This window comes from Roseicyclus sp., assembly GCF_965662675.1.
Lineage (GTDB): Bacteria > Pseudomonadota > Alphaproteobacteria > Rhodobacterales > Rhodobacteraceae > Roseicyclus.
Genome location: NZ_CBFIIK010000003.1, coordinates 1 through 22,925, shown reverse-complemented (window position 1 = coordinate 22,925; position 22,925 = coordinate 1). Strand labels below are relative to the sequence as shown.

Annotated in this window: 22 protein-coding genes and 1 pseudogene; 4 read left to right on the top strand and 19 right to left on the bottom strand. The window is 62.7% G+C overall.

The genetic code is table 11. From position 1 onward, the window contains the following. Positions 1-107 precede the first annotated feature (107 nt). From ACTG4J_RS01265 to ACTG4J_RS01255, 3 genes are all read left to right on the top strand, one after another. Complete coding sequence (locus ACTG4J_RS01265; RefSeq protein ID WP_439136679.1) at positions 108-1,784, top strand: formate--tetrahydrofolate ligase; 1,677 nt, start codon at positions 108-110, stop codon at positions 1,782-1,784. 140 nt (positions 1,785-1,924) lie between these two features. Continuing rightward, positions 1,925-2,824 carry a bifunctional methylenetetrahydrofolate dehydrogenase/methenyltetrahydrofolate cyclohydrolase FolD gene (folD, locus tag ACTG4J_RS01260; RefSeq protein ID WP_439136678.1) on the top strand — a complete coding sequence of 300 codons (900 nt, stop codon included), beginning with the start codon at positions 1,925-1,927 and terminating at the stop codon, positions 2,822-2,824. 92 nt (positions 2,825-2,916) lie between these two features. After that, entirely contained in the window at positions 2,917-3,831 is a 915-nt protein-coding gene (locus ACTG4J_RS01255; RefSeq protein WP_439136677.1) for a LytTR family DNA-binding domain-containing protein, read from the top strand. Here the strand turns inward: ACTG4J_RS01255 and pdeM are convergent. The 14 genes from pdeM to ACTG4J_RS01185 all read right to left on the bottom strand — a co-directional run bounded on the left by pdeM (position 3,720) and on the right by ACTG4J_RS01185 (position 18,852). Then, the gene (gene pdeM, locus ACTG4J_RS01250; RefSeq protein ID WP_439136676.1) at positions 3,720-4,382 is read right to left on the bottom strand and encodes a ligase-associated DNA damage response endonuclease PdeM; all 663 of its coding nucleotides are present in this window, start codon (positions 4,380-4,382) and stop codon (positions 3,720-3,722) included. The two genes, ACTG4J_RS01255 and pdeM, sit on opposite strands and share 112 nt — an antisense overlap. 43 nt (positions 4,383-4,425) lie before the next feature. After that, on the bottom strand, positions 4,426-6,849 hold the full coding sequence (locus tag ACTG4J_RS01245; RefSeq protein WP_439136675.1) for a ligase-associated DNA damage response DEXH box helicase: 2,424 nt from the start codon (positions 6,847-6,849) through the stop codon (positions 4,426-4,428). Between the two features lie 87 nt (positions 6,850-6,936). Then, entirely contained in the window at positions 6,937-8,259 is a 1,323-nt protein-coding gene (locus ACTG4J_RS01240) for an ATPase (RefSeq protein WP_439136674.1), read from the bottom strand. Between the two features lie 83 nt (positions 8,260-8,342). After that, complete coding sequence (locus tag ACTG4J_RS01235) at positions 8,343-8,846, bottom strand: prepilin peptidase (protein WP_439136673.1); 504 nt, start codon at positions 8,844-8,846, stop codon at positions 8,343-8,345. Beyond that, positions 8,846-9,706 (bottom strand): tetratricopeptide repeat protein, encoded by an 861-nt coding sequence (locus ACTG4J_RS01230; RefSeq protein WP_439136672.1) that lies wholly within the window; start codon positions 9,704-9,706, stop codon positions 8,846-8,848. Before ACTG4J_RS01230 ends, ACTG4J_RS01235 begins: the two co-directional genes overlap by 1 nt. 40 nt (positions 9,707-9,746) lie before the next feature. Next, positions 9,747-10,325: a tetratricopeptide repeat protein gene (locus tag ACTG4J_RS01225; protein ID WP_439136671.1), complete on the bottom strand. Its 579-nt coding sequence runs from the start codon at positions 10,323-10,325 to the stop codon at positions 9,747-9,749. 36 nt (positions 10,326-10,361) lie between these two features. Continuing rightward, positions 10,362-11,339 (bottom strand): type II secretion system F family protein, encoded by a 978-nt coding sequence (locus ACTG4J_RS01220; RefSeq protein WP_439136670.1) that lies wholly within the window; start codon positions 11,337-11,339, stop codon positions 10,362-10,364. Between the two features lie 10 nt (positions 11,340-11,349). Continuing rightward, on the bottom strand, positions 11,350-12,318 hold the full coding sequence (locus ACTG4J_RS01215) for a type II secretion system F family protein (RefSeq protein WP_439136669.1): 969 nt from the start codon (positions 12,316-12,318) through the stop codon (positions 11,350-11,352). 5 nt (positions 12,319-12,323) lie between these two features. Beyond that, entirely contained in the window at positions 12,324-13,778 is a 1,455-nt protein-coding gene (locus ACTG4J_RS01210; RefSeq protein ID WP_439136668.1) for a CpaF family protein, read from the bottom strand. A 15-nt stretch (positions 13,779-13,793) separates the two neighbouring features. Then, positions 13,794-15,083 (bottom strand): AAA family ATPase, encoded by a 1,290-nt coding sequence (locus ACTG4J_RS01205; RefSeq protein WP_439136667.1) that lies wholly within the window; start codon positions 15,081-15,083, stop codon positions 13,794-13,796. A gap of 223 nt (positions 15,084-15,306) precedes the next feature. Beyond that, a complete protein-coding gene (locus ACTG4J_RS01200) occupies positions 15,307-15,912 on the bottom strand; it encodes an OmpA family protein (RefSeq protein ID WP_439136666.1) in 606 nt (201 codons plus the stop codon). Between the two features lie 61 nt (positions 15,913-15,973). Continuing rightward, complete coding sequence (locus tag ACTG4J_RS01195) at positions 15,974-17,359, bottom strand: type II and III secretion system protein family protein (protein WP_439136665.1); 1,386 nt, start codon at positions 17,357-17,359, stop codon at positions 15,974-15,976. A 203-nt stretch (positions 17,360-17,562) separates the two neighbouring features. After that, positions 17,563-18,393 carry a Flp pilus assembly protein CpaB gene (gene cpaB / locus ACTG4J_RS01190; RefSeq protein ID WP_439136664.1) on the bottom strand — a complete coding sequence of 277 codons (831 nt, stop codon included), beginning with the start codon at positions 18,391-18,393 and terminating at the stop codon, positions 17,563-17,565. Positions 18,394-18,615: 222 nt separating this feature from the next. After that, complete coding sequence (locus tag ACTG4J_RS01185; RefSeq protein ID WP_439136663.1) at positions 18,616-18,852, bottom strand: hypothetical protein; 237 nt, start codon at positions 18,850-18,852, stop codon at positions 18,616-18,618. Positions 18,853-19,139: 287 nt separating this feature from the next. Between ACTG4J_RS01185 and ACTG4J_RS01180 the strand changes: the two genes are divergently transcribed. Further along, a complete protein-coding gene (locus tag ACTG4J_RS01180; protein WP_439136662.1) occupies positions 19,140-19,949 on the top strand; it encodes a lytic transglycosylase domain-containing protein in 810 nt (269 codons plus the stop codon). Here ACTG4J_RS01180 and ACTG4J_RS01175 read toward each other — a convergent pair. The 5 genes and pseudogenes from ACTG4J_RS01175 to ACTG4J_RS01155 form a co-directional block, all read right to left on the bottom strand. Continuing rightward, positions 19,946-20,374, bottom strand: a complete 429-nt coding sequence (locus tag ACTG4J_RS01175; RefSeq protein ID WP_439136661.1) for an acyl-CoA thioesterase — start codon at positions 20,372-20,374, stop codon at positions 19,946-19,948. The two genes, ACTG4J_RS01180 and ACTG4J_RS01175, sit on opposite strands and share 4 nt — an antisense overlap. Then, entirely contained in the window at positions 20,358-20,981 is a 624-nt protein-coding gene (locus ACTG4J_RS01170; RefSeq protein WP_439136660.1) for a 3-oxoacid CoA-transferase subunit B, read from the bottom strand. Before ACTG4J_RS01170 ends, ACTG4J_RS01175 begins: the two co-directional genes overlap by 17 nt. A 5-nt stretch (positions 20,982-20,986) precedes the next feature. Next, on the bottom strand, positions 20,987-21,796 hold the full coding sequence (locus ACTG4J_RS01165) for a hypothetical protein (protein WP_439136659.1): 810 nt from the start codon (positions 21,794-21,796) through the stop codon (positions 20,987-20,989). Then, the gene (locus tag ACTG4J_RS01160; RefSeq protein WP_439136658.1) at positions 21,793-22,824 is read right to left on the bottom strand and encodes a GSCFA domain-containing protein; all 1,032 of its coding nucleotides are present in this window, start codon (positions 22,822-22,824) and stop codon (positions 21,793-21,795) included. Before ACTG4J_RS01160 ends, ACTG4J_RS01165 begins: the two co-directional genes overlap by 4 nt. Positions 22,825-22,831: 7 nt before the next feature. Further along, positions 22,832-22,925: pseudogene (locus tag ACTG4J_RS01155) on the bottom strand (succinyl-CoA--3-ketoacid-CoA transferase); the annotation flags it as partial.

Here is a 22,925-nt window from a genome sequence, read left to right as displayed (position 1 = left end):
GAATGAGCAAGGCAATGTGTCGGAAACGATCCTTACGCAAGCAGCGTCACCCGCTATAGCCAAGGGTGAGCACACACGCCCGCATGTGGGAAGGGAGCCCGCCTGACATGGCCTTCAAGACAGATATCGAAATCGCCCGCGAGGCGAAGAAAAAGCCGATCCAACAGATCGGTGACAAGCTCGGCATTCCGACCGAGGCGCTTTTGCCCTATGGGCATGACAAGGCAAAGATCGGACAGGATTTCATCACCTCGCTGGCCGACCGGCCCAATGGCAAGCTGATCTTGGTGACCGCGATCAACCCCACGCCTGCGGGTGAGGGCAAGACGACGACCACGGTGGGCTTGGGCGACGGTCTGAACCGCATCGGCAAAAAGGCCGCGATCTGTATCCGCGAGGCAAGCCTTGGCCCGAATTTCGGGATGAAGGGGGGGGCCGCTGGCGGCGGCTATGCGCAAGTCGTGCCGATGGAAGAGATGAACCTGCATTTCACCGGCGATTTCCACGCGATCACGAGCGCGCATAACCTGCTGTCGGCGATGATCGATAACCACATCTACTGGGGCAATACGCTGGGCATCGACGAGCGCCGCGTCGTCTGGCGCCGCGTGATGGACATGAACGACCGCGCGCTGCGCGATATCGTGGTGTCGCTGGGTGGCGTATCGAACGGTTTCCCGCGCCAGACGGGGTTTGACATCACGGTTGCCTCCGAGGTGATGGCGATCTTGTGCCTTGCCAGCGATCTGGCCGATCTGGAACGTCGCTTGGGCGATATGATCGTGGCCTATCGCCGCGACAAATCCCCGGTCTACTGCCGCGATATCAAGGCTGACGGGGCGATGACCGTGCTGCTCAAGGATGCGATGCAGCCCAATCTGGTGCAGACGCTCGAAAACAACCCGGCCTTCGTGCATGGCGGCCCTTTCGCCAATATCGCGCATGGCTGCAACAGCGTCATCGCCACCAAGACCGCGCTGAAGCTGGCCGATTTCGTCGTGACCGAGGCCGGTTTCGGTGCCGATCTGGGGGCCGAGAAATTCATGAACATCAAATGCCGCAAGGCGGGGCTTGCGCCTGACGCGGTGGTGATCGTGGCGACGGTGCGCGCGATGAAGATGAATGGTGGCGTGGCCAAGGCCGATCTGGGGGCCGAGAATGTCGATGCCGTCAAGGCGGGCTGCGCCAATCTGGGTCGCCATATCGAGAACGTCAAAGGTTTCGGCGTGCCGGTCGTCGTGGGCATCAACCATTTCGCGGGCGATACCGAGGCCGAGGTCGAGGCCGTCAAAGCCTATGTCGCGGCCCAAGGCTCCGAGGCGATCTTGTGCAAGCATTGGGCGCATGGCAGCGCGGGGATCGAGGATCTGGCACGCCGCGTGGCGGAACTCGCCGAAGGCGGCAGCGCCGATTTCCACACGCTCTACCCCGACGAGATGGGGCTGATGGACAAGATCGAGACCATCGCCAAGCGCATCTACCGTGCAGGCAGCGTGACCGCCGATGCCGGCGTGCGTGCGCAACTCAAGGCGTGGGAAGATGCGGGCTATGGCAACCTGCCGGTCTGTATGGCCAAGACGCAGTATTCCTTCTCGACCGACCCCAATCTGCGCGGCGCGCCCGAGGGGCATACGATCCCTGTGCGCGAGGTGCGGTTGTCGGCCGGGGCAGGCTTTGTCGTCGCGATCTGCGGTGAGATCATGACCATGCCCGGCCTGCCCAAGGTTCCGGCTTCGGAAACCATCCGGCTGAACGAGGCGGGTCTGATCGAAGGCCTGTTCTAAGCGAAGGCGCGCGGCGGCGGGGGCGTCGAACCCCCGCCGCCGCGCGCGCCGCCTTGGACGACCCGGGCGCTCCGATCAGAGCGCTGCGCGGGTCGGCTGATTGCGGCTGCGTATTTTGGGAAAGATGAAGGATCAAGGGCATGGCGGCACAGATCATCGACGGAAAGGCCTTTGCAGCCAAGGTGCGCGGGCAGGTGGCGGACCATGTCGCGGCGTTGAAATCCGGGCATGGGATCGTGCCGGGTTTGGCCGTGGTGCTGGTGGGCGAAGATCCGGCAAGCCAGGTCTATGTCAGGAACAAGGGGCTTCAGACCGTCGAGGCCGGGATGGCGAGTTTCGAGCACAAGCTCGATGCCGGCACGCCCGAGGCCGACATCTTGGCGCTGGTGGCAAAGCTGAATGCCGACCCTGCCGTGCATGGCATCTTGGTGCAATTGCCGCTGCCCGCCCATGTCGATGCGGCCAAGGTGATCAACACCATCGATCCGGCCAAGGATGTCGACGGGTTCCATATCTCCAATGTGGGCCTGCTGGGGACAGGGCAGAAGGCGCTGGTGCCCTGCACCCCCTTGGGCAGCCTAATGATGCTGCGCGATCATCACGGCAGCCTTGCGGGGCTGGAGGCGGTGGTGGTTGGCCGCTCGAATATCGTGGGCAAGCCGATGGCGCAGCTTTTGCTGGGTGATAGCTGCACGGTCACCATCGCGCATTCGCGCACCGCCGATCTGGCTGCGGTATGTCGGCGTGCCGATATCCTTGTGGCGGCCGTGGGGCGGCCCGAGATGATCCGCGGCGATTGGGTCAAGCCCGGCGCGACGGTGATCGATGTCGGCATCAACCGGGTGCCCCACCCAGGTGATCCGGCCAAGACGCGGCTGGTGGGCGATTGCCATTATGAGAGCTGCGCGGCAGTGGCGGGCGCGATCACGCCCGTGCCCGGTGGCGTGGGGCCAATGACGATCGCGTGCCTTTTGGCCAATACGCTGACGGCGTGCTGCCGGGCGCATGGCGTGGCCGAGCCTCAGGGCCTGACCGCCTGAGCATTTCCAATGTCCGTGCCGGAATGACTTGCGCCACGGGGCATCTTGGTTAGGGTGCGCGGGAAAGTTTTCGCTCTCAAAAGTCGTTTTTCATGGTGTTTGCGCGTAACGATCCGGCCGGTCCGAGACAGACGACATTTTGGTCATTGGCGCTGTTGTGGCTCTTGGGCAGTGTCGCCCTTGGCCTTTTGGGCCCCTACGGCACATGGGTGCTCTTGCCCTTGGTGTGGCGGCTGTCGTTCTGGGCTGCGATCTTGATCGCAGCGGTGACGGTGGCCGGGGGCGCGGCTTTCCTTTCAAGGTTGGTTTTGCCACGGCGCCCGTTCCTTGGGCTTTGGCTGGAGGGTGGATTGACCGCCCTGATCCTTGGGCCGATGATCTGGTCCTTGTGTTGTGTCTTGCCCCATGCCGACCCGGCGCTTGTGCCACCACCGGGCAAGATCATGCTGGCGGTTTTTGCCGTCTGGCTGTGCGTGCTGCTGTTGCGCGGCCTGCCGCGCCGCGCGCCGCCACCCCCTGCGGCCTTGGTCGCCCGTGATCGCCAAGTGGCGCGCACAGACATTGAGACAGTGCCGAATATCACCCGGCCCGCTTTCTTGGCGCGCAGTGACCTCGATCTGCCCGGCGCGGTGATGCGGGTCTCGGCCGCTGATCATTATCTGGAGATCCAGACCACGCAAAGTACCGGGCGCATGATCATGCGGTTCCGCGATGCGATGCCGGATTTGGAGGAATTGGCGGGGTTTCGTATCCATCGTTCCCATTGGGTGGCGGCAGAGGCCGTTTTGCGCGTCAGGGCCGAGGGGCGGCGCCATGTGATGGATTTGATCGATGGGACCGTCTTGCCGGTCAGCCAAGCCTATCTTGAACCATTGCGCGCTGTGGGCTTGCTGGATCACCGGGGCATGGGCAAACGGATGGGCGAGGGGCCAAGCAAGATCGCCTCGGCGTCGCTGGCCATCAAGCCCGATAGCTCGGGCCGGTCGCAGAACAACCCGCCGGTATAGGCCCCATAGGCGGGCAGGATCAGCCTGTTCTTATCGCGCAGCATGCAGCGGCGGCTGATTGTCCGCCCGCGCAGGGTGATGCGCGCCTTGGGGTGGTAATGGCCCGAGATCTCGCCGGTCGCGTGCGCTTCGGCGATATGGCGAAAGATCAGTGGTCCGTCGGTGTGTTCCGCCAGATGGCTCCCGCCCAGATCAACCGGGCCGGGGTCGTGATTGCCCGAGATCCAGATCCATCGCCGCCCTGCCATCAGACTGACCAAGCGGCCCTTGAGCGGATCGGCCATGTCTTTGGCGGCGATCAGATCATCGAAGCTGTCGCCAAGACAGATCACCTTGGCAGGGCGCATCGCAGCGATATCTTCGGCCAGCCGATCAAGCGTTTCGATGGTTTCATAGGGCGGCAAAAGCGCACCGCCCCGCCGCGCCATGCGGTCCGATTTACCCAAGTGCAGGTCCGAGACACACAAGACCTCGCGCGTGGGCCAATAAAGCGCACCCGTCGGCAGGGCGTGCAGTGTTTCGCCGCGAAAAGGAAAGGGCAGGCTGGTCATCGCCTGCTCATAGGCGGGCGGGGTCGGGTTCGGCAAGGGGGCGTCAGCTTGGGACGCTGTCCAGACCGGCCGCCGCCATCAGGCGCGCGGCCTCGGCCTCGAGCAGGCGCTGATCGGCCATGCCCGCAATCGGCACACGGCCGGGCTCAAGAAAAAGGGGTGCGGCCAGCGGACTGACGCGGGACAGGCGCAGATGATCGATCCGGTCACCGATACGGTCGAGCATGCCCTCGATCCGGCCGAAATCGACCAGGCCGCGCATCGCCTCGGCCCGGGTGATCGCCAGCATGATGTGATCGGGGTCGTATTTGCGAAGCGTGTCGTAAAGGATATCGGTCGAAAACGTCGCCTGCCGCCCGGATTTGCGCATGCCGCCGGGTTGGTTGCGCTCGATCAGCCCCGCGATGAGTGCGCTGGCCTTGAAGGTGCGTTTCATCACCGCGTTATCGGCCAGCCATGCCGCCATGGTCTCGACCAGATTTTTGCGCGCGAAGAGCGGCTTTGGATCGGTCGTGGCCTCCAGCCCCCAGATCAGCGTTGCGTAATCCGTGGCCACGAACCCCATCGGGTTCAGTCCCATCTCTTCCATCCGCTGAGTGATCAAAAGGCCGAGCGTCTGCTGCGCGTTGCGGCCCGCAAAGCCGTAAGCCACCACATGTTCGCGGCCGTCATGGGGGAAGGTTTCTACCAAAAGCCGGTCCCGTTCGGGCAGGCGGCTGAGGCGGGCTTGCAGCACCAGCCAATCGCGGGTGTGGCCGGGCAGATCGGGCCAATCGTCTTGGCGGAACATCGCCAGAATGCGGTCGGAAAGCTGGGTGGAGGTGGCGAATTTCGTGCCCATGAAGGTGGCGATCTTGGGCTTTTGTGTCGGCGTGCGGCTGACCTCGACCACCATCTCGCGCATCCCTTCAAAACGCACGATCTGCCCGCCGATCAGGAAGGTGTCGCCCTTGCGCAAGCTGGCGGCGAAATATTCCTCCACCTCGCCCAGGGGCGCGCCGCCGCGGGTTTTCTGATAGCGGACCTGCATCTTGTCGGCATCCACGATGGTGCCGATGTTCATGCGGATGCGCGCGGCCCGGCGGGGATCGCGCAACTGCCACTCGCCATCTTGGCGCTGGATCAGGCGTTGCCACTGGTCATAGGCGCGCAGCGCATAGCCCCCTGTCGCCGCGAAATCGAGGCAGCGATCGAAGGTGTCGCGCGGTAGCTCCGCATAGGCGCCCGCGCTGCGGATCTCTTGGTAGAGGTCATCGGCTTGAAACGGCCCGGCGCAGGCGCGGATCAGGATGTGTTGGCACAAGACATCAAGCGGCCCGTCATGGTCGGTGTCGCCGTCCAGCGCATGGGCGCGCACAGCGTCGAGTGCTGCGGTGCATTCGATCACCTCGAAGCGATTGGCCGGCACGATCAGCGCCTTGGAGGGGGCGTTGTAGCGATGATTGGCGCGCCCGATCCGCTGCACCAGCCGCTTGACGTTCTTGGGCGCACCGATCTGGATCACCAGATCCACATCGCCCCAATCGATCCCGAGATCGAGCGAGCCAGTACAGACAATGGCGCGAAGCCGCCCCTCGACCATCGCTTGCTCTACCTTTTCGCGCTGCTCGCGTGCCAGCGCGCCGTGATGGATGCCGATGGGCAATTGGTCCTCATTGGCCAGCCACAGATGGTGAAAGAACAACTCCGCCTGCGCGCGGGTGTTGTGAAAGATCAGCGTGGTGCGGTGGCGCTTGACCTGCTCCAGCACCGCTGGAATCGCGTATCTGCCGCCGCCGCCCGACCATGGCGGGGGGGCCTCGGTCGTGAGCATGGCGATATCGGGGTCGGGGCCGGGATCGGCCTGCAAGATGTCGCAAGGGTCGGGGTGGCGGGCGAGGATGCGGGCGATGGCGGCGGGGTCCTCGACGGTGGCCGATAGGCCCACACGGCGCAGGCCGGGGGCCAGTGTGGACAGCCGCGACAGCGCCAGCATCAGCTGATCGCCGCGTTTGCTTTCGGCGAGCGCGTGAACCTCATCGACGATGATGCGCTGCAGTCCCGCGAATGTGCGCTGCGCATCCTCGTAGGACACCAGCAGCGCAAGGGATTCGGGCGTGGTCAGCAGGATATGGGGCGGATCGGCGCGCTGCCTGCGCTTGGTGTGGGAGGAGGTGTCGCCGGTGCGATCCTCGACCCTGACGGGCAGGCCCATCTCGGTGATCGGGCCGGTCAGGTTGCGCTTGATATCGGCGGCCAGCGCCTTGAGCGGCGAGACATAAAGTGTGTGCAGGCCTTGATGCGCCCCGTCGGCCAGTTCGGCCAGTGTCGGCAAGAAGCCCGCCATCGTCTTGCCGCCGCCCGTGGGCGCGATGAGCAATTGGCAGGGGCCATCGGCGCGGTCCAGCATCGCCTGCTGGTGCGGGTGGATCGACCAGCCGCGAGCGGAAAACCAGCCGGTGATCTGGGGGGGAAGGGCGCGCGTCATGCCCCTTAGATAACGGTTTGTGCGCGCTTGGCCACGGGGCGTGTTTCCCTGCAGCGAAACCTTCGGGAGAACTGCTGTTTTTCGGCCTTAGTGAACGATCTTCTCGTCCTTGACGAAGAGGTTCTCCCACGCGCGGTCGATGAATTCGGGCCGCATCTGGTAGGGGATACCCTCGAAATCGCAGATCGCCTTGATCTGGTCGCACAAGAAGACCGGGTGATAATTGGCGTAGTTATGCCCGATGGTGGGATATTTGGTCTTGAGCAGATGTACGAGCGAGGCCTGATCGAGCGGTATGCCCTTTTTCTTGGCGACCAGCGCGAAGATCTTGAGGAACTGCTCTTGGTTCGGCCCGTCGATCTTCACCTTGAAGAAGATCCGGCGAAGGGCTGCTTGGTCGAAGATCTCGTTGGGGTGGAAATTGGTCGAGAACACGACCAGCGTGTCGAAGGGCACCTCGAACTTCTCGCCCGATTGGAGCGCGAGGATGTCATAGGCGTTTTCCATCGGAACGATCCAACGGTTGATCAGCGCCTGCGGCGGTTCCTCTTGGCGGCCAAGGTCGTCGACGATGAAAACCCCGCCCGTGGATTTCAACTGAAGGCTCGCCTGATAGGTGCGGCTGACCGCGTTATAGTTCAGGTCCAACATCGCAAGCGTCAATTCGCCCCCCGTCATCACCGTGGGACGCGTGCACAGCAGGTAGCGCGTATCGTGGCGGGCTGCGTTCTTGCGCAACGGGCTGTTGTCGGGGCTGTCGGGTGAGGCGATGACCGGCGTATGCACGATCGGGTCGAACATGGTGATCACCTGTCCCGCATAAGACAGCGCGTGCGGGATATAGATGTTGTCTCCCATCGCCTTGCGGATGCCTTCGGCGATCGAGGATTTGCCGTTGCCGGGCGGGCCATACATCAAGACCGAGCGGCCCGAGCCGACCGCCGGGCCAAGCTGATCCAACAGGCCGTGCGGCAAGATCAGATGGCCCATCGAGGCCTCGAGCATGGCACGCGTCAGCTTGATGTCGCGGATCGACTGGCGCTTGACCTGTGCCTTGTAGTCTTCGAGCGGTACGGGCATCGGCCCGTAATATTCGGATTGCGACAGCGCATCGAGCGCGCGCGCCTTGCCGCCATCGGTGAGTTGAAAGCCCATCTCCGAGCTTGAGGTGGCGTGCAGCGTGCCGGTGGCCTGCATCAGCCCCAGATCGCGCAGATTGTCGATCAAGGCCTGCGCCAAGGGAATGGGCAGCGCGATGGCCCGCGCGATTTCCGAGGCTTTTTCCACATTCTTGCGGAACACCGTCTTGAGAAGAATATCGCGCATCATCACCGGCGTTAGGCCGGTATCAGACAATTGCCGCAACGGCGGCGGCGCCAATGTATCGGTTTGCGAGACTTGGATATTCATGGCGTAACCCCACGCATTTTGCTGTCGCATCCAATAGCTTGGGATTGCGGCGCTTTATGGGCGAAGCTGGGATGGCGATGGGGCTAAAGCCCTGCCGCCGCACCCATGATCAGATAGATCGCCAGCGCGCCCGCAAGGGCCACGCCCATCGGGAACAGCTTGTTTTGATCCCACGAAGCCCAATCCGCCGTTGCGCGACGCAAAACGGGCACACGCCCCGCCAAACGATGCGTCACCCATGACCCGATCAGTACCATCGAGAAGAGCATCAGGAAAAACAGGCCATCACCCGGCACCACGAAGGGGGCCATTGCAGCTGCGAATTTCGCGTCGCCCGCGCCCACCATGCCCAGCGATGTGATGACAAAGCCGATGACCAGCACGATGCCCAAAGCCGCAAGCCGCCAAAGATAGGCCTCGAATGGCATGACGATGAGGCCGACGCACAGAAAGACACCGACCAAGGCCAGAACCGCGATGTTGGGAATACGCATCGCGCGCAGGTCGCTATGGGCGACCCAGACGCAGATCGGCAGCACGAAGGGCAAGAACCACATCGCCTCGGTGGGGGTCAGGGCAAGCGTCATCAGCGGCGAACCTCCGTATCAAGGGTGTCGAGTGCGCGCACGGCAGCTTCGAAATGTTGGGGGTGGGTTTCGATCGCCTCGGCCAGCAATCCGCGCCCGACATCGGTCTGGCCTTGGCGGATCGCCGCAAGGCCAGCCGTGTGCAACAGTTGCGCACGTTCGATCTCGCTCATGCGGACCAGTGGCATCTGGTAATTGCCTTGCGCGGCGCGCGCCATGACAAGGTTGTTCTTGGCCGTGAACAGCGCGGGGTCATAGCGGATCGACTCCAAGAATAGCTCTTCCGCGCCGTCGAAATCACCCCGCGAAAGGCGCGAGAAGCCCCAATTGTTCAGCACATTTGCCGGGCGCGTGGTCAGACCTACGGCGATCTCGTAGAAATGATCGGCCCGGTCCCATTCCTGATTGCTGTCGGCGACCATGGCCTCAAGGCGGTAGCGTTCGTAGGTTTCGAGGGTCGGGGGCACAAGATCGAGTTGGCGCTCGGCCTCTTCCCAATCGCCCGCACGGATCAGCGCGCCCGCGAAATCGATGCGGTCTTGTTCGACTGTTTCATTGCCGTTCACGATCTCACGCCACAAGGGCACCGCCTCATCAGCGCGCCCGGCGCGCACGAGGCTGGAAGCCAAGCCCCGGCGAAAATCGATGCGGTCGGGTTGCTCACGCACGGCGCGTTGGAAATAGGCGACCGCTTCATTGGGTGCCGCGGCGGTCAACATGATATCGCTGAGGTTGGATTCATCGATCACGTTGATCGGATCAAGCGCCCGATTCACATCGGGGGTCCCGGTCGTATCGCATGCGGCCAAGCCGATCATCGCGATCGCGACCACCGGAAAAGTCCGGAGGCGGAGTGTCATGGCGACCTCTTACTGCTCATACTCTGTGCCCCGATCCCGGTCATGGTTCGGCGAGAAGCACATACACGCCTCCGCCGCGCCGGATCAGTCCGGGGCCCTTTTGATTATTCTCATCACTATAGATGATATTTTCCATTCTTGCGATAGCCAGTCGCAGGTTCTCGCGGATCGCGTCCGATTGGCCACTATCATGGGCGAAGGCCAATTCGAAAACGCGCCGTGCCTCTCCAAAAGCCTCGCGCTCCATCAAGGCGACGCCGAGATTGTTCAGCGCCGGCACATATGCCGCGTCGCTGTCGAGGGCTTGGCGGAATTGGTTTTCGGCCTGACCCATGCGCCCCAGTCTTAGATTGGCCGCGCCGATCGCGGTCAGGGTCTCGGGCGTCAAGCCTTGTTCGCCCGCCGCGCGGTAGTAAGCGCGCAGCGCAAGTTCTGGCTGGCCGGCATCCAACAGCCTGTCGCCAACCAGCATTTGGTTCACCTCGTCTTGCAGTACGACGGTGCCCAAGGGTGCCGCGACTTCCAGTTCTTGCGCAATCGGATCAAGACGCCGTTCGTCGGTCGTGTTCACACAGGCGCTCAGCCCGGTCAGTGTCATCAGGATGATGAGCCCCCTCATCACGCCCTCCCAGATTTCGGATCGCAGCGACGCAGGTCAGCGCGACTGCAAATCCATTGCGATACCATAGATCGACGGTCCGATCAGAATGATCAGAAGCGGCGGTAGACAGAACATCATCGTGCCAAGTGTCAGCTTGGTCGGAAGTTTGTTGGCCTTTTCTTCGGCACGCATCACACGCTTGTCGCGCATCTCGTCGGCATAGACGCGCAGCGCCTCGGCGATCGAGGTGCCGAAAGTCGCCGATTGGATCAGCGTGGTCACGAAGCTGCTGACGTCTTGAATACCCACGCGTTCGGACAGATCGCGCAGAACGCGGGCCTTGTCCTTGCCGGCTTTCATCTCGAAGGCGACGATCTCGAATTCTTCGGAAAGTGCCGGATAGCCCGAGCGGATTTCCTTGGCGACGCGGATGATGGATTGGTCGAGCGATTGGCCCGCTTCGACGCAGACCAGCATCAGGTCCAAGGCATCGGGAAAGCCCGATGTGATTTCGGACTCCCGACCCTGTACGCGGCGCTGCACCCAGTATTTGGGCGCGTAATAGCCCACCGCGCCCGGAATCAGGACCGATAGGATCGAGCTTTGCGCCGATCCGCCGCCCGACACCATGACATAGATGGTGCCCAGCACCAGACCGCCGATCCCAAGGGCGAATTGTGCGAAATGGAACATTTGCACCGCACCCTTGGAGCGGTAGCCCGCGCGCACCAGTTGTAGTTGCGCGGCGCTGAACTGGGCTTGATCTTGTGGTTCGAGATATTGCGCAAAACGGTTGAGGCGCTCGTCCTTGCCGCCGCGCCGCAGGCTGCGGGGCGTTTCGCTTTGCTCATGGTTGATATGCATCTCGCGGATGCGGTCGAGCGGGTCTTTTTTCTTGAACAAGATCGACGGGAGCGCCACGAGGATCAGCAAAAGACCAAGGCCGCCTGCAACGATCAAGGGGCCAAGATCGCCCAGATACTCGACGATCAGGGAATTGGCCTCGGTGAAGAGATTGGAAAAGAACTTCATCGCGGAACCCTCAGACTTTGATGTTCACGAGCATCTTCATGAACACCATGTTCATGAGGAGCATCACACCCACCACGGCGCAGGCCGGGATGAAGATCGGCGTATTCATCACTTCGCTGTAGTAATCGGGCTGCATCACGTTGATCCCGACCAGCGCCAGCAGCGGAAAGACCGACAAGAAGGTGCCTGACCATTTCGCCTCGCCGGTGATCGCCTTGACCTTGCGAAACAGCTTGAAGCGGGCGCGGATCACAAGGGCGAGCCCGGCAAGGATCTCGGCCAGATTGCCACCCGATTTCTGCTGGATGCCCACGGCAACGGCCAGGAAGCGCAAATCCTGGCTGTCGAGCCGTTCGGCCATCGCACGGATCGAGTCAGAGATATCGCGCCCATAGGCGGCCTCATCGGCGATAACGCCGAGTTCCGAGGCGAGCGGATCTTGGATTTCTTTGGCGACAGTATTGATCGCCGAGACGAAGGGATGGCCCACGCGCAGCGAGCGCACCATCAACTCGACCGCGTCGGGCAGTTGTTCGTCGATCATCGCAAGGCGTTTTTTGGCCTTGGAGTTCACCCAGTAAAACACTCCGCCCGCGCCCATGGCCACGCTGACCAATAAGCGGATCGGCAAGGATGTGGCGGTCAGGATCGTCAGCGCCATGAACGCGGCCACACCCAGCGCCACCATCACGAGGATCAGCTGGGGTGGGGTGAAGGCGATGTTTGCCTTTTGCGCCTTGTCGGCGATCATCGCATAGAGCGGCAGGCTTGTGGCGCCCTTGTGCTGGTCCATCTCCTTGCGCAGCTTGGCCAGCACATCTTCACGGCTCGTACCTTTTTCCAGCATGGTCAGGCGGCGATTGACGCGCGCGTTCAAGCTGATGGATTTGCCGAAGATCGCCAGATAGATGCCTTCGACCAGCATGATGATGCCGACGAAGATCCCGATATAAATCAGCGGTTCGATGGAAAGCGTCATCTGTGTTACTCCGCCGCGATCGGTTCATAGATGGATGCGGGCAGGTCATAGCCCCACTGGCGGAAGCGTTCGGCATAATGCGAGCGCACACCGCAGGCGGTGAAATGGCCGATGATCGTGCCGTCGGGCTTGAGGCCCGTGCGCTGGTAGCGGAACACCTCCTGCATCGAGACGACCTCGCCCTCCATGCCGGTCACTTCGGTGATCGAGACCATGCGGCGCGAACCATCCTGAAGGCGGCTTGCCTGTACGATCAAGTTCACGGCGCTCGAAATCTGGGCGCGCACGGCTTTCAGCGGCATCTCGATGCCCGCCATCGCCACCATGTTTTCCAGACGCGAGACCGCATCGCGGGCGTTGTTGGCGTGGATCGTGGTCATCGAGCCGTCATGGCCGGTGTTCATGGCCTGCAGCATGTCGATCACTTCCTCGCCGCGGGTTTCGCCCACGATGATGCGGTCGGGCCGCATGCGGAGTGCGTTGCGCAGACAGTCGCGCTGGGTCACGGCACCCTTGCCCTCGACGTTGGGGGGGCGGCTTTCCATCCGGCCCACATGCACCTGTTGCAGCTGCAATTCGGCGGTGTCTTCGATGGTCAGAACGCGTTCCTTGTTGTCGATGAAGGACGACAGCGCGTTGAGCGTGGTGGTTTTGCCCGAACCGGTACCACCCGAGACGATCACGTTGAGGCGGGTGGCGACCGCGGCCTGCAGATAGGCGGCCATTTCCTCGGAAAAGGCACCAAAACGCACCAGATCGTCGATGCCGAGCTTTTCTTTCTTGAATTTACGGATCGACACCAGCGAGCCATCGACCGCCACGGGCGGCACCATCGCGTTGAAGCGCGAGCCGTCTTTCAGACGGGCGTCGACATAGGGGTTCGATTCGTCAACGCGCCGACCCACGGCCGACACGATCTTGTCGATGATGCGCAAAAGGTGGCGTTCGTCTTTGAAGCGCACTTCGGTCAGGCTGAGCTTGCCCGCGCGTTCGACGAAAACCCGGTTTGGCCCGTTGACCAAGATATCGTTGACATCGGGGTCTTTGAGCAGTGGCTCGAGCGGGCCGAGGCCCGTGACCTCGTCGAATAGCTCGATGTTGAGCGTTTGGCGGTCTTCGCGATTGAGGACCACGCCCAATTCGGCCAGCTGTTCGGAGACGATCGAGGTAATCTCAGCGCGCAGATCGGCCTCTTTGGCGGATTCCAGCGCGGCGAGGTTGAGGTTGTCGAGAAGCCGCGAATGCATCTCGGTCTTGATTTCATCAAGGCGCTGGCGGCGTTTGACGTCTTTTTCCTCATCGCCGGCTTGTGCCGCTGGGCGCGGCGCTTCCACGACGATCTGCGGCTTGCGCAAGCTTGTAACGGCCCCGGCATTCGCGGGGGTGGCCGCATCGCTGGCGGCGTCGCGCATTTGTGGCATCACCTCGGCGGTGCCGGGTTTCTTGTACTTACCGAACATCTCTCACCCCCAGGTTCATTTCGCGGCCTTCGCGTCGCCCAGCATCGCCTTGTGCAGCCCATCGGCGAGCTTCGCGATCTCTTTGCGCAGCGCGTTCTTGCGGGCGACTTCCGAAAGCGGCTGGCCATGATCACCGGCCTGCATCACCTGCTTGCCACCATCGGGCAGTAGCGTGGCGATCTTGACGCCAAGACTTTCGCCAAGTTTCTTGACGCGGCCCTTGCCGTTCAGATCGGTCAAGCCCGGTGCGCGGTTCAGCACGAAATTCAGCTTTTCGACCGGCAGGCTTTCGGCGCGCAGCGCCTTGAGAAAGCGCATCGCGTTCTGCGCCGAGCGCATGTCGAGTTCCATTGTGGTGAAAAACACATCCGCGCGGTTCAGGACCGTTTCGGTCCACATCACCAGCGTGTGCGGCATATCCACGATCACAACGTCGAAACATTGTGTGGCGAGGTTCAACAACGCCTCCACCTCTTCGGGGCCGATCAGGTCGAGCGGCAAGACCTCGGGCGGGGCGGGAAAGACCGACAGCTTGCCCTCATAGCCCAAAAGCGCCTGTTTGAAGGCATCCACATCCATGCTGCGGGCGTCTTGCAACAGCTCGACCACCATGTCGCGGCGCGGCAGGTCGAGATAGGCCGAGATCGTGCTTGCCTGCAGGTCGAAATCGATCAGGCAGACCGACGGGGGTTTCGATTTCTGCTTGTCGATCGTGGCCAATTCCCAAGCCAGATTGACCGCCAGTGTCGAGGCCCCGGTGCCGCCCGCAAGCCCCTGGACCGCGAAAACAGCGGCTTTGCCGTCAAGGCGCGGCGCGATCGTGGCGGGTGCATCAGTGTTTTTGGCAGGTTCTTCGGCGATGGAGGGTGCGATGCTCGGTGCTGGTGGGGCCGGTTGATCGTTACGCAGACGCATGATGGCGTCATGCAAGGCCCCTTCACCCAGCGGGTAGGGCACGAAATCCTCGGCCCCGAGCCGCAACAGCTCATGCAGGCTGGCGGGCTTGAGTTCATGGGCCACAAGAATGCAACGCACATCGCGCGTCTTGGCGGCCTGGATCAATTCGCCCAGCATTCCGATGTCGGTCTCATCCTCGGGCGTCAGCGCGAGGGCGAGGAATTCGAGATTGTCGGCCTCGGGTTGATCGATGAAGCTGCGCGCTTCGGCAAAGCTCAGATCCCCCCATGCCTCGCCGAGTTCGGTTTCCATATCTTCGATCAGCAGATCGAAGTGATGAACATTTCGCGACACCGTACAGGCCAAAATCGGCGCCGGGTCAGCTCGCAATGCAAGTCCGCTACTCATTCCTCAAGTCCTTCACTGCCCGGGTTTCCCGGATCATCATCTTGCTCCGGCGCAACAACCGCCGTTCTGGTCGAGATCCGCGCGGCGATGCGGGCGGATCACAGCCTCATGCAAGGAAGGTGCTTGGCAAAAGGGGCAACAATACGACGAAAACAGGGGATTTCGTTTGCAATTCTCGAACATAGAGGTCCTGCGGATGTATTGAACGCCCGCAGGCAGGCGATCACTCACCGCCCGCCGATCCTTCGCCCTCGCCGCCGCTGCCACCTGCGCCCGCGGCATAGCCGCGATAGACAATCTGGGCGTAGCGGCCATCGGTGACGAGCGGGCTGGAGCGTACGAAACCTGACACCTCGGTCACGGTGCGGCGATTGCGGCGCTCTTCGGCTTGCGTCGCGAACAGCGGCTGCGTTTCACCCAGCGAGACAAGCGCCTCGAGGCGGCTACGATGCACCCCTTGCGACACAAGGAAATCCACCACGGCGCGCGCGCGGCGCAAGCCTAGCTGTTGGTTGTAGCTTTGCGATCCGACCAGATCGGTGTGGCCATAAACCGAGAAACGCGCTTCGGGGAAATTCCTGATAAAATCAGCTTGTTGGCGCAGAATCGCCCGCGCCTCGGGTTCCAGCGTGGCCGAGTTGAAGGCAAAGGTGATGGTGGTGGGAACCTCGGCTGCGAAGCGGTCCGCCAAGACGGTGACATAGTCGCGTTCGCCGGTGTGATAGAGGATATTGTTCATCGTCGGGTTGCCGAAGCCGCCTTCGTCGATCTGCGTGCCCAGTTCGGCATCGTCGCAGCCGGCCACCGCAACGGTGATGAACGCAAGCATCACCCAACGGATGCGGTGTGATTGGGTCGGGACAAAAGAGCGTGTCAGCATCATCATTGCCTCAATCCATCACATAACCGTAGGAGCCGGAAAAATCCTGCCGGGCGACATCGGCGGCGGCGGTGCCTGCGCGGGGTGCGCCCGTCAACCGGCCTTGCAAGAACAACTCGCGATCGGTGGGAATGGTGACGCGGTCTGTCGGCAGGGCAAGCGCCTCGCCACGCACGGGTTGTACCAGATGCGAGGTCACGATGATCACAAGCTCGGATTGTTCGCGCTGATAGCTGGTCGAGCGGAAGAGCGCGCCCAAAACCGGGATATCGCCCAGCCATGGCACCTGCCCGATCGAGTCGCGGAAATCATCTTGCAAAAGCCCCGCGATGGCGAAGCTTTCGCCGTCGCGCATCTCGACCGTGGTCGCCGCCTCGCGCGTGCGCAGGCCGGGAATGCCGGTATTGTTGCCTTCGATCGCGGCGTCGATGGCGCTGACCGTGGCCGACAGCTGCAGGTTGATGACATCGCCATCGACAACGGTGGGAGTGAATTCCAGTTCGATCCCGAAGGGTTGGAAGATCACCGTCACTTGGCCCTCGTCATTGCGGCTGGGCACCGGGAATTCGCCACCCGCCAAGAACGAGGCGGTCTGACCCGAAAGCGCGGACAGGTTCGGCTCGGCCAAGGTGCGCACCAGACCCTCGGTCTCGAGCGCTTCGAGCAAGATGTTGAATTCGAAATTCGTGCCGTTCAGGCCAAGCGCCAACAACCCGCCCGGCGGGTTCGCCTGCACCGGGAAGTCGACGAAATTGCCCGAATTCACACCCGTGATGTCGCCGCCAGCGCTGATATTGGCGCCGGTCATGCTGATGCCCAGCTCTTGGCGGACGGTGCGGTTCATCTCGGCAAAGCGCACTTGCAGCATCACCTGTTGGCTGCCGCCGACAAGCATCAGGTTCGACACCCGGCCCGGCGCGTAGCGCTCGGCCAATTCCATGGCGCGGTCGACGGCCCGGCCAGAGCTGACCGTGCCCGACAAGACGATCCCGTCATTGGCGGGGCGCACCTCGATATGCTCGCCGCGCAAGATCTCGCGCAGGCGTTCGCGCAACTCGGCCACATCGGGGATGACCTGCACCTCGACATTGGCGATCAATGCGCCATCAGGGCCCAAAAGCGTCATCGTCGTGCGGCCTGGTGCGCGGCCCAGGATATAGATGCTGCGTTCAGAGAGGGTGGCGATATCGGCGATCGCCGGGTTGGCCACGCTGATCTCGGCGAAAAGCAGATCGCTTTCGACCACGACAGCGCGGTTCATCGGCACGGAGAGGGTGGCCGATGTCTGGCCCTCGACAACGCGAAGCTGTGCATTTTGTGCAAATGCTAGCGTTGCGGGCATTGCCGCAAGGGCGCAGCCGACAAGGCCTGCGCGCAGGAAACCCAGCATGTTCATCGCGATCCTGCCTCTCTGATCACTGCTCTCTAGCGTCTTTTTGCGCTTATCTTTCGAGCAATATGAACGAAAAAAGAATTCACCGCAAGAATCAGAAGCATGCTGCGCGTGCTTCATGTGCTATTTCGACAACGCAGGGCTTGATAATGCACAACGGCCCAGCGGCGCGAAAGCTACTGGGCCGTGCGATGTGCGGGGGTCGTTCAGTTCGTGCAAGGCACCGGAACCACGACCAATTGGCCGGCATTACGTTGGCGCACGGTGCAAACACGGGGCGCTTCAGGGGCTTCGGCAACCTCTTCGCGCACACCCAGAAGCGAGTCGCGCGAGACTTCGACGGTTTCGATCTCGGTGTGGTCGTCGATCCCGACAAGCGCCAGCGTCAAACGGCCCGATGCCTGTGCCTGTGTCAGCGCCGCGATATCCTGCGGCAGGGCGGCAAAGGTGATGGTACGGGCGATGATGGGGTTGCTGCGGTCGCTATCGGCGGTCTGGTCAAGCGCCATGATCTGCAGACCCGAGCGGATCAGACGCGTCAAGCCGTCGCCATTACGCCCAGTGCCGGTCCAATAGACATCGACACGGTCACCGGGGCGCAAGAAACCAGACACACCCGCCACGACGTCGATCTGCAGTGTGAAGGCGCGGGTGCCATCCTGAAGCCGCGAGGCGACGCCGGCGTCATCGCCGGGGCCTGTGACCTTGGTCGACAGAAGCGGTTCATGCTGTTCGATCACGCGCAACACGGTGCGCAACCCCTCTTGATCGGCGGGGAACAGATCCTCCATCCGGGTGAAGGCGCCGAATGGCACGAAATCGGCGGGCCAGCGGATCGCTTGCACATCTTCGGGCGACAGCCGCTCACCATAGCGCAGCTGGCGGGCGGCGACGTAAACCTCGGTCGTCGGCACGATGGCCGCGCGCTGTTGTTCCAGCGCGACCTGGTATTGGGTGAAGCGATCCATCGCCACTTTGACGGCAAAGCCCGCAAGGCCGATGCCCAGAAACAGAACGAGGCCGAAAACCAGTCTCATCGGTCTTTTCCTTTCTCTTGGGGTCCGCCCTTTTCAGAACTGCTCGTCGGGTCGGACACATCATTGTTTCCTGCAATGGCGGGCAATTGCGGCGGCATGATGGTGCAATAGGGGAAATCACTTGCCGGATCGGCCTGTTTTCACCGGCCGTCAAAGCGAAAGGGCCGCATCCTGTTTGGGATGCGGCCCTTTGTCGGCCCGGGGAAGGGGCGTTTGCGCGGGTTACTGCAGCGCGATGTCGTTCGAGGCCGTCACGTCGTCGTTGGTGCCGAAGGGGTTGGTCGAGGGGTTGGTGTTGGCCAGCGAGTTGCGGATATCGGTGCCGAGGTTCTCGACGCCCGAGGACACAACGGCCATCACGGCGAGGCCGAGGCCCACCAGTGCTGCGGTCAGAACGACCCAGTCAACGGTCACGGCGCCGGATTCGGACTTGGCGAAATTCTTGATCAGTGCGGTCATGGTTCAGCTCTCCAGGTTTGCTTTCTGCGTTTGCCTCGCCGGGGTTGTCCGGCTCGGATGCAGCGTTTTTGACCGCTGAACATGGCCGGAATTGGACCCAACCGAGAAATTTTCTCGAATTGTGTGGGGAAGTTTGGGGGCAGATCATGATTGATTTTCGTGCTACATTGCGCCGCAAGAAGAAGGTTTTTCTGTAAAAACAATCGCCCCGCGTATCGTAACGAGCAGGCAGTGACATGAGTGGTAGATGGTTTGCCCGCGGCTGCGCGGTTTATCTGTGTTTGGGCATGTGCGCGCCACTTTGGGCGCAAGATACACCGTTGGGCCCCCTGAACCCCGGTGTCAGGTTCATGGCGCCCCCGGCGGCGGGTCATGCCGGGCCGCGGATCACGATCCAGATCACCCCCGAGGAGCATCTGCGCAACAGCAGCCCACCCGCTCTCGACCCCATCGCCACACGGGTGACGCCAACGCCGGATATCGGTGCGGAACGTCGTGATACTGGCGGCACCGCTTGGTTTTGGGATGCGATCTCACCCAGTTTTCCGCCCGATCCCGGACGCTTTTGGGCCGCGCAAGACCTGTTGTCTTCGGCAAGCGCGGCGGCTGACATCTCGGTGCCACGGCTGAATACCTTGCAGCAGATCGTGGCTGAACACGGCACCGAAATATTGGGCGCCAGTATCGCGACCGAGGTCTCACCCGCGTTGATCCTTGCGGTGATGGCGGTCGAATCCGCGGGCCGTGCCGATGCGCAAAGCCATGCCGGTGCGCAAGGCTTGATGCAGCTGATCCCGGCCACGGCCGAACGTTTCGGCGTGGCGGACCCCTTCGATCCGGCCCAGAATATCGCGGGCGGGGCTGCCTATCTGAACTGGCTGCTCAAGGAGTTTGACGGCGATCCGCTCTTGGCTTTGGCCGGATACAATGCGGGCGAGGGGGCTGTGCGCACCGCCGGTGGGGTGCCGAATTTCAGCGAGACGCGCGATTATGTGCCCAAGGTCTTGGCCGCGTGGATGATGGCGCGCGGCCTGTGCCGCACGCCGCCCGATCTGATTTCGGATGGCTGCGTCTTCACCCCGATTGCGATCAACTAGGCGTCTGGCGGCAGCGCGCGGGTCACGCCCGAGGCCGAGATGGCGACGAAGGTGAAATCGCCCTCCGTCACCAGCATCCGCTCGCCGGTGCGCTGGCGGCGGACCCAAGCTTCGATATGCATGGTGATCGAGGTGCGCCCGGTGCGGGTGATCTGGGAATAGACGGAAAAGAGATCACCGACGAGGACAGGGGCGTGAAACCTGAGCGCCTCGATCGCGACGGTTGCGCAGCGCCCCTGCGCGCGGTCCATCGCGGTGGTGCCTGCGGCGATGTCCATCTGGCTGACGACCCAGCCACCAAAAACATCGCCGCCTGAATTGGTATCGGCGGGCATCGGCACGGTCTGAAGGGTCAGCGTGCCTTGGGGTGTGCGCCCCGGCGCGGATGCGGCTTGCCCGGACACAGGATCAGACAAGCGTCGCATCGGTGGCTGCCCGCAATTCGGCCTCGCTCACGCCATCGGCCAGTTCGAGGATTTTGAGGCCGCCCGGAACCACCTCCAGAACACCCATATTGGTGATGATCAGATCGACCACGCCCGTGCCCGTCAGCGGCAGGGTGCAGGATTTCAGTACCTTGCTCTCGCCATGCTTGTTGGCGTGATCCATCACGACGACCACGCGGCCCACACCGGCCACCAGATCCATCGCGCCGCCCATGCCCTTGACCAGCTTGCCGGGGATCATCCAGTTGGCCAGATCGCCGGTTTCCGACACTTCCATCGCGCCGAGGATCGCCATGGCGATCTTGCCGCCCCGGATCATGCCAAAGCTGGTCGCGCTGTCGAAATAGGCGGTGTGGGGCAATTCGGTGATGGTTTGTTTACCTGCGTTGATCAGGTCGGCGTCTTCCTCACCCTCGAAGGGGAAAGGGCCCATGCCGAGCATGCCGTTTTCCGATTGCAGCGTCACGGTGATGCCTTCGGGGATGTAGTTCGACACCAGCGTCGGAATACCGATGCCAAGGTTCACATACATCCCGTCGCGCAGTTCCTTTGCGGCGCGCGCGGCCATCTGGTTGCGGTCCCACATCGGTCTCACTCCTCTATCGGTGGTCTGGGGTCGGCCCCGACCGTGGTCGGGCCAAGGGCTAGCGCAAAGGCGCGGAAAAGCGAAGCGCCAAACGCAGCATTCATGTGCCGATGATCATCGAGAACCCGATCTGCGGCGCGAAAATCACCTGCAGCCTGTCCAAATTCCGGGCGGGTCAGAAAGGGCGCGGCAATCGTATCGGACGGTTGCGCGACCAAGGTGACCGCATGCGCCGAAAGCGCCCGCGACAGCGCTACGGTATAGAGCCGCTCGATTCGCACGGCTTCGGGGTGGGTGGCGATCGAGGCGAAGGGTTCAAGCCGCAAGGGCCCGCGCCGGGTGACGACCGTGGTGGGGTAGGGCGCACGGGCGAGGTAGAGGGGCGACGCCCCGGCAAAGCGTCGCGCGATATCTGTGGCGGCGGCGGTGACCGTTTCGGCCAAGGCGGCGTGGAATGCAGCCTCGGACAAAAGCGGGCGATCATGGCGGGCCGCCCAAGCGACCACATCGTAATGACCCGCGACAAACAGGATCTGCGGCAAGCCCATGGTGTCCGCAATCACCAAAGTGGCATCGACAACCGACAGGTCGATCCCCTCCGCCCCGTTGATGCGCCGGGCCAGCTTGATCGCCTCGCGGTCGTCCGGTGCGGGCCGCAAGATGCCCGCCGCGTCCACCGCGCAATCGCTGAACTTGCCCCCAGGAAGGCCCCAGAACGTCAGCGCCAGATCCGGGAATTCGTTGGCAATGGCGGGGGCGGCGTATTTCAACGCCCCGATGTTGGAGGTGCCGACGATGGCGATGCGGCGCGTCATGGGCGAAAGGCGTCCAACAGCACGTCTTCGCAGATCGCCTCATCTTCGGCCGCCTCGTGTGTCGGCGCAGTGGCGGCAAGCCCGTGGGCGGCCAGAAACAGCGCCATGATCCCCTCGACCACCTCCGGGCGCACGCTGCGCAGATCGGGTGCGAAGGCACCTGTGGGATGGGCGGGCGACATGACCAGCTCATAAGAGGGGAAATAGTCGATCCGCTCCGAGCTATCGCGCAGCATGTCGCAGACCACCCGCAGCACCGCCTTGGACCGCGCCGTGGCGCTCAGCACATGATCTTCGGTCGCGGTGGCGGCCAGCGGCACGGGCGAGACTGTCAAAAGCCATTTCAGATCGGGATTGATCTCGGCCAGCATCTCTTCGATGGCGGTGAAATCCTCGAGGATCTCGGCCACGCCATGATTGCGGAAGGCGAAGATGTCGGGGTCATACTCACCCGCGATGGTACCTGGTGCCGTAGGATAGACCGTGCCGCTTGCACGATGCTCCCATGCTTCGGTCAGGCCAAGCGTGAAGACGATCACATCGGTCTCGGCCACGGCTTTTGCCAGCGCGCCCAAGTGGTGGGCGCGCATTTCGGTGACGTGTTCGGGGCTGGCCAGCCCCTCGGACTCGACCCCGGGGCGCAGCGCGTCCCAAAAGCGGCCGTCCCTTTCCCAGATGGGCAGTGCGGGAACAAACAGGCCCAACATCTCTTCGAGCAACTGCCGGAACTGGCGCACCGTGTAGATATTGCCGAAGCGCGCGGCATAGGTGCCATAGCCAAAGCGCTTGGCGGTTTCGGGCGGCATGCCGCGCAGCGCGGGTTCGGTGTCGATGACATGTAGCCCCGCACGCTTCATCGCGGCGCCCACATGCTGGGCAAAGCATGATCCGGCGGTAAACACACGGGTTTCGGGCGTCAGCGCAAAGCGCGGGCGGTAAAGATCGGGCAGATCGAAAGGCCCCACCCCCGCCACCCCGCCACGCCAAAAGGCGCGTTGGGGCAAGCCGGAATAGGGCGACCGCGCCATGCGGGGATCAGGCCGCGCGCGACCGCACGGTGCGCTGTTCGATCCGCTTTTCGTGCTGCCCTTGGATCAGGCGGTGCACATAGATGCCGGGCAGGTGGATC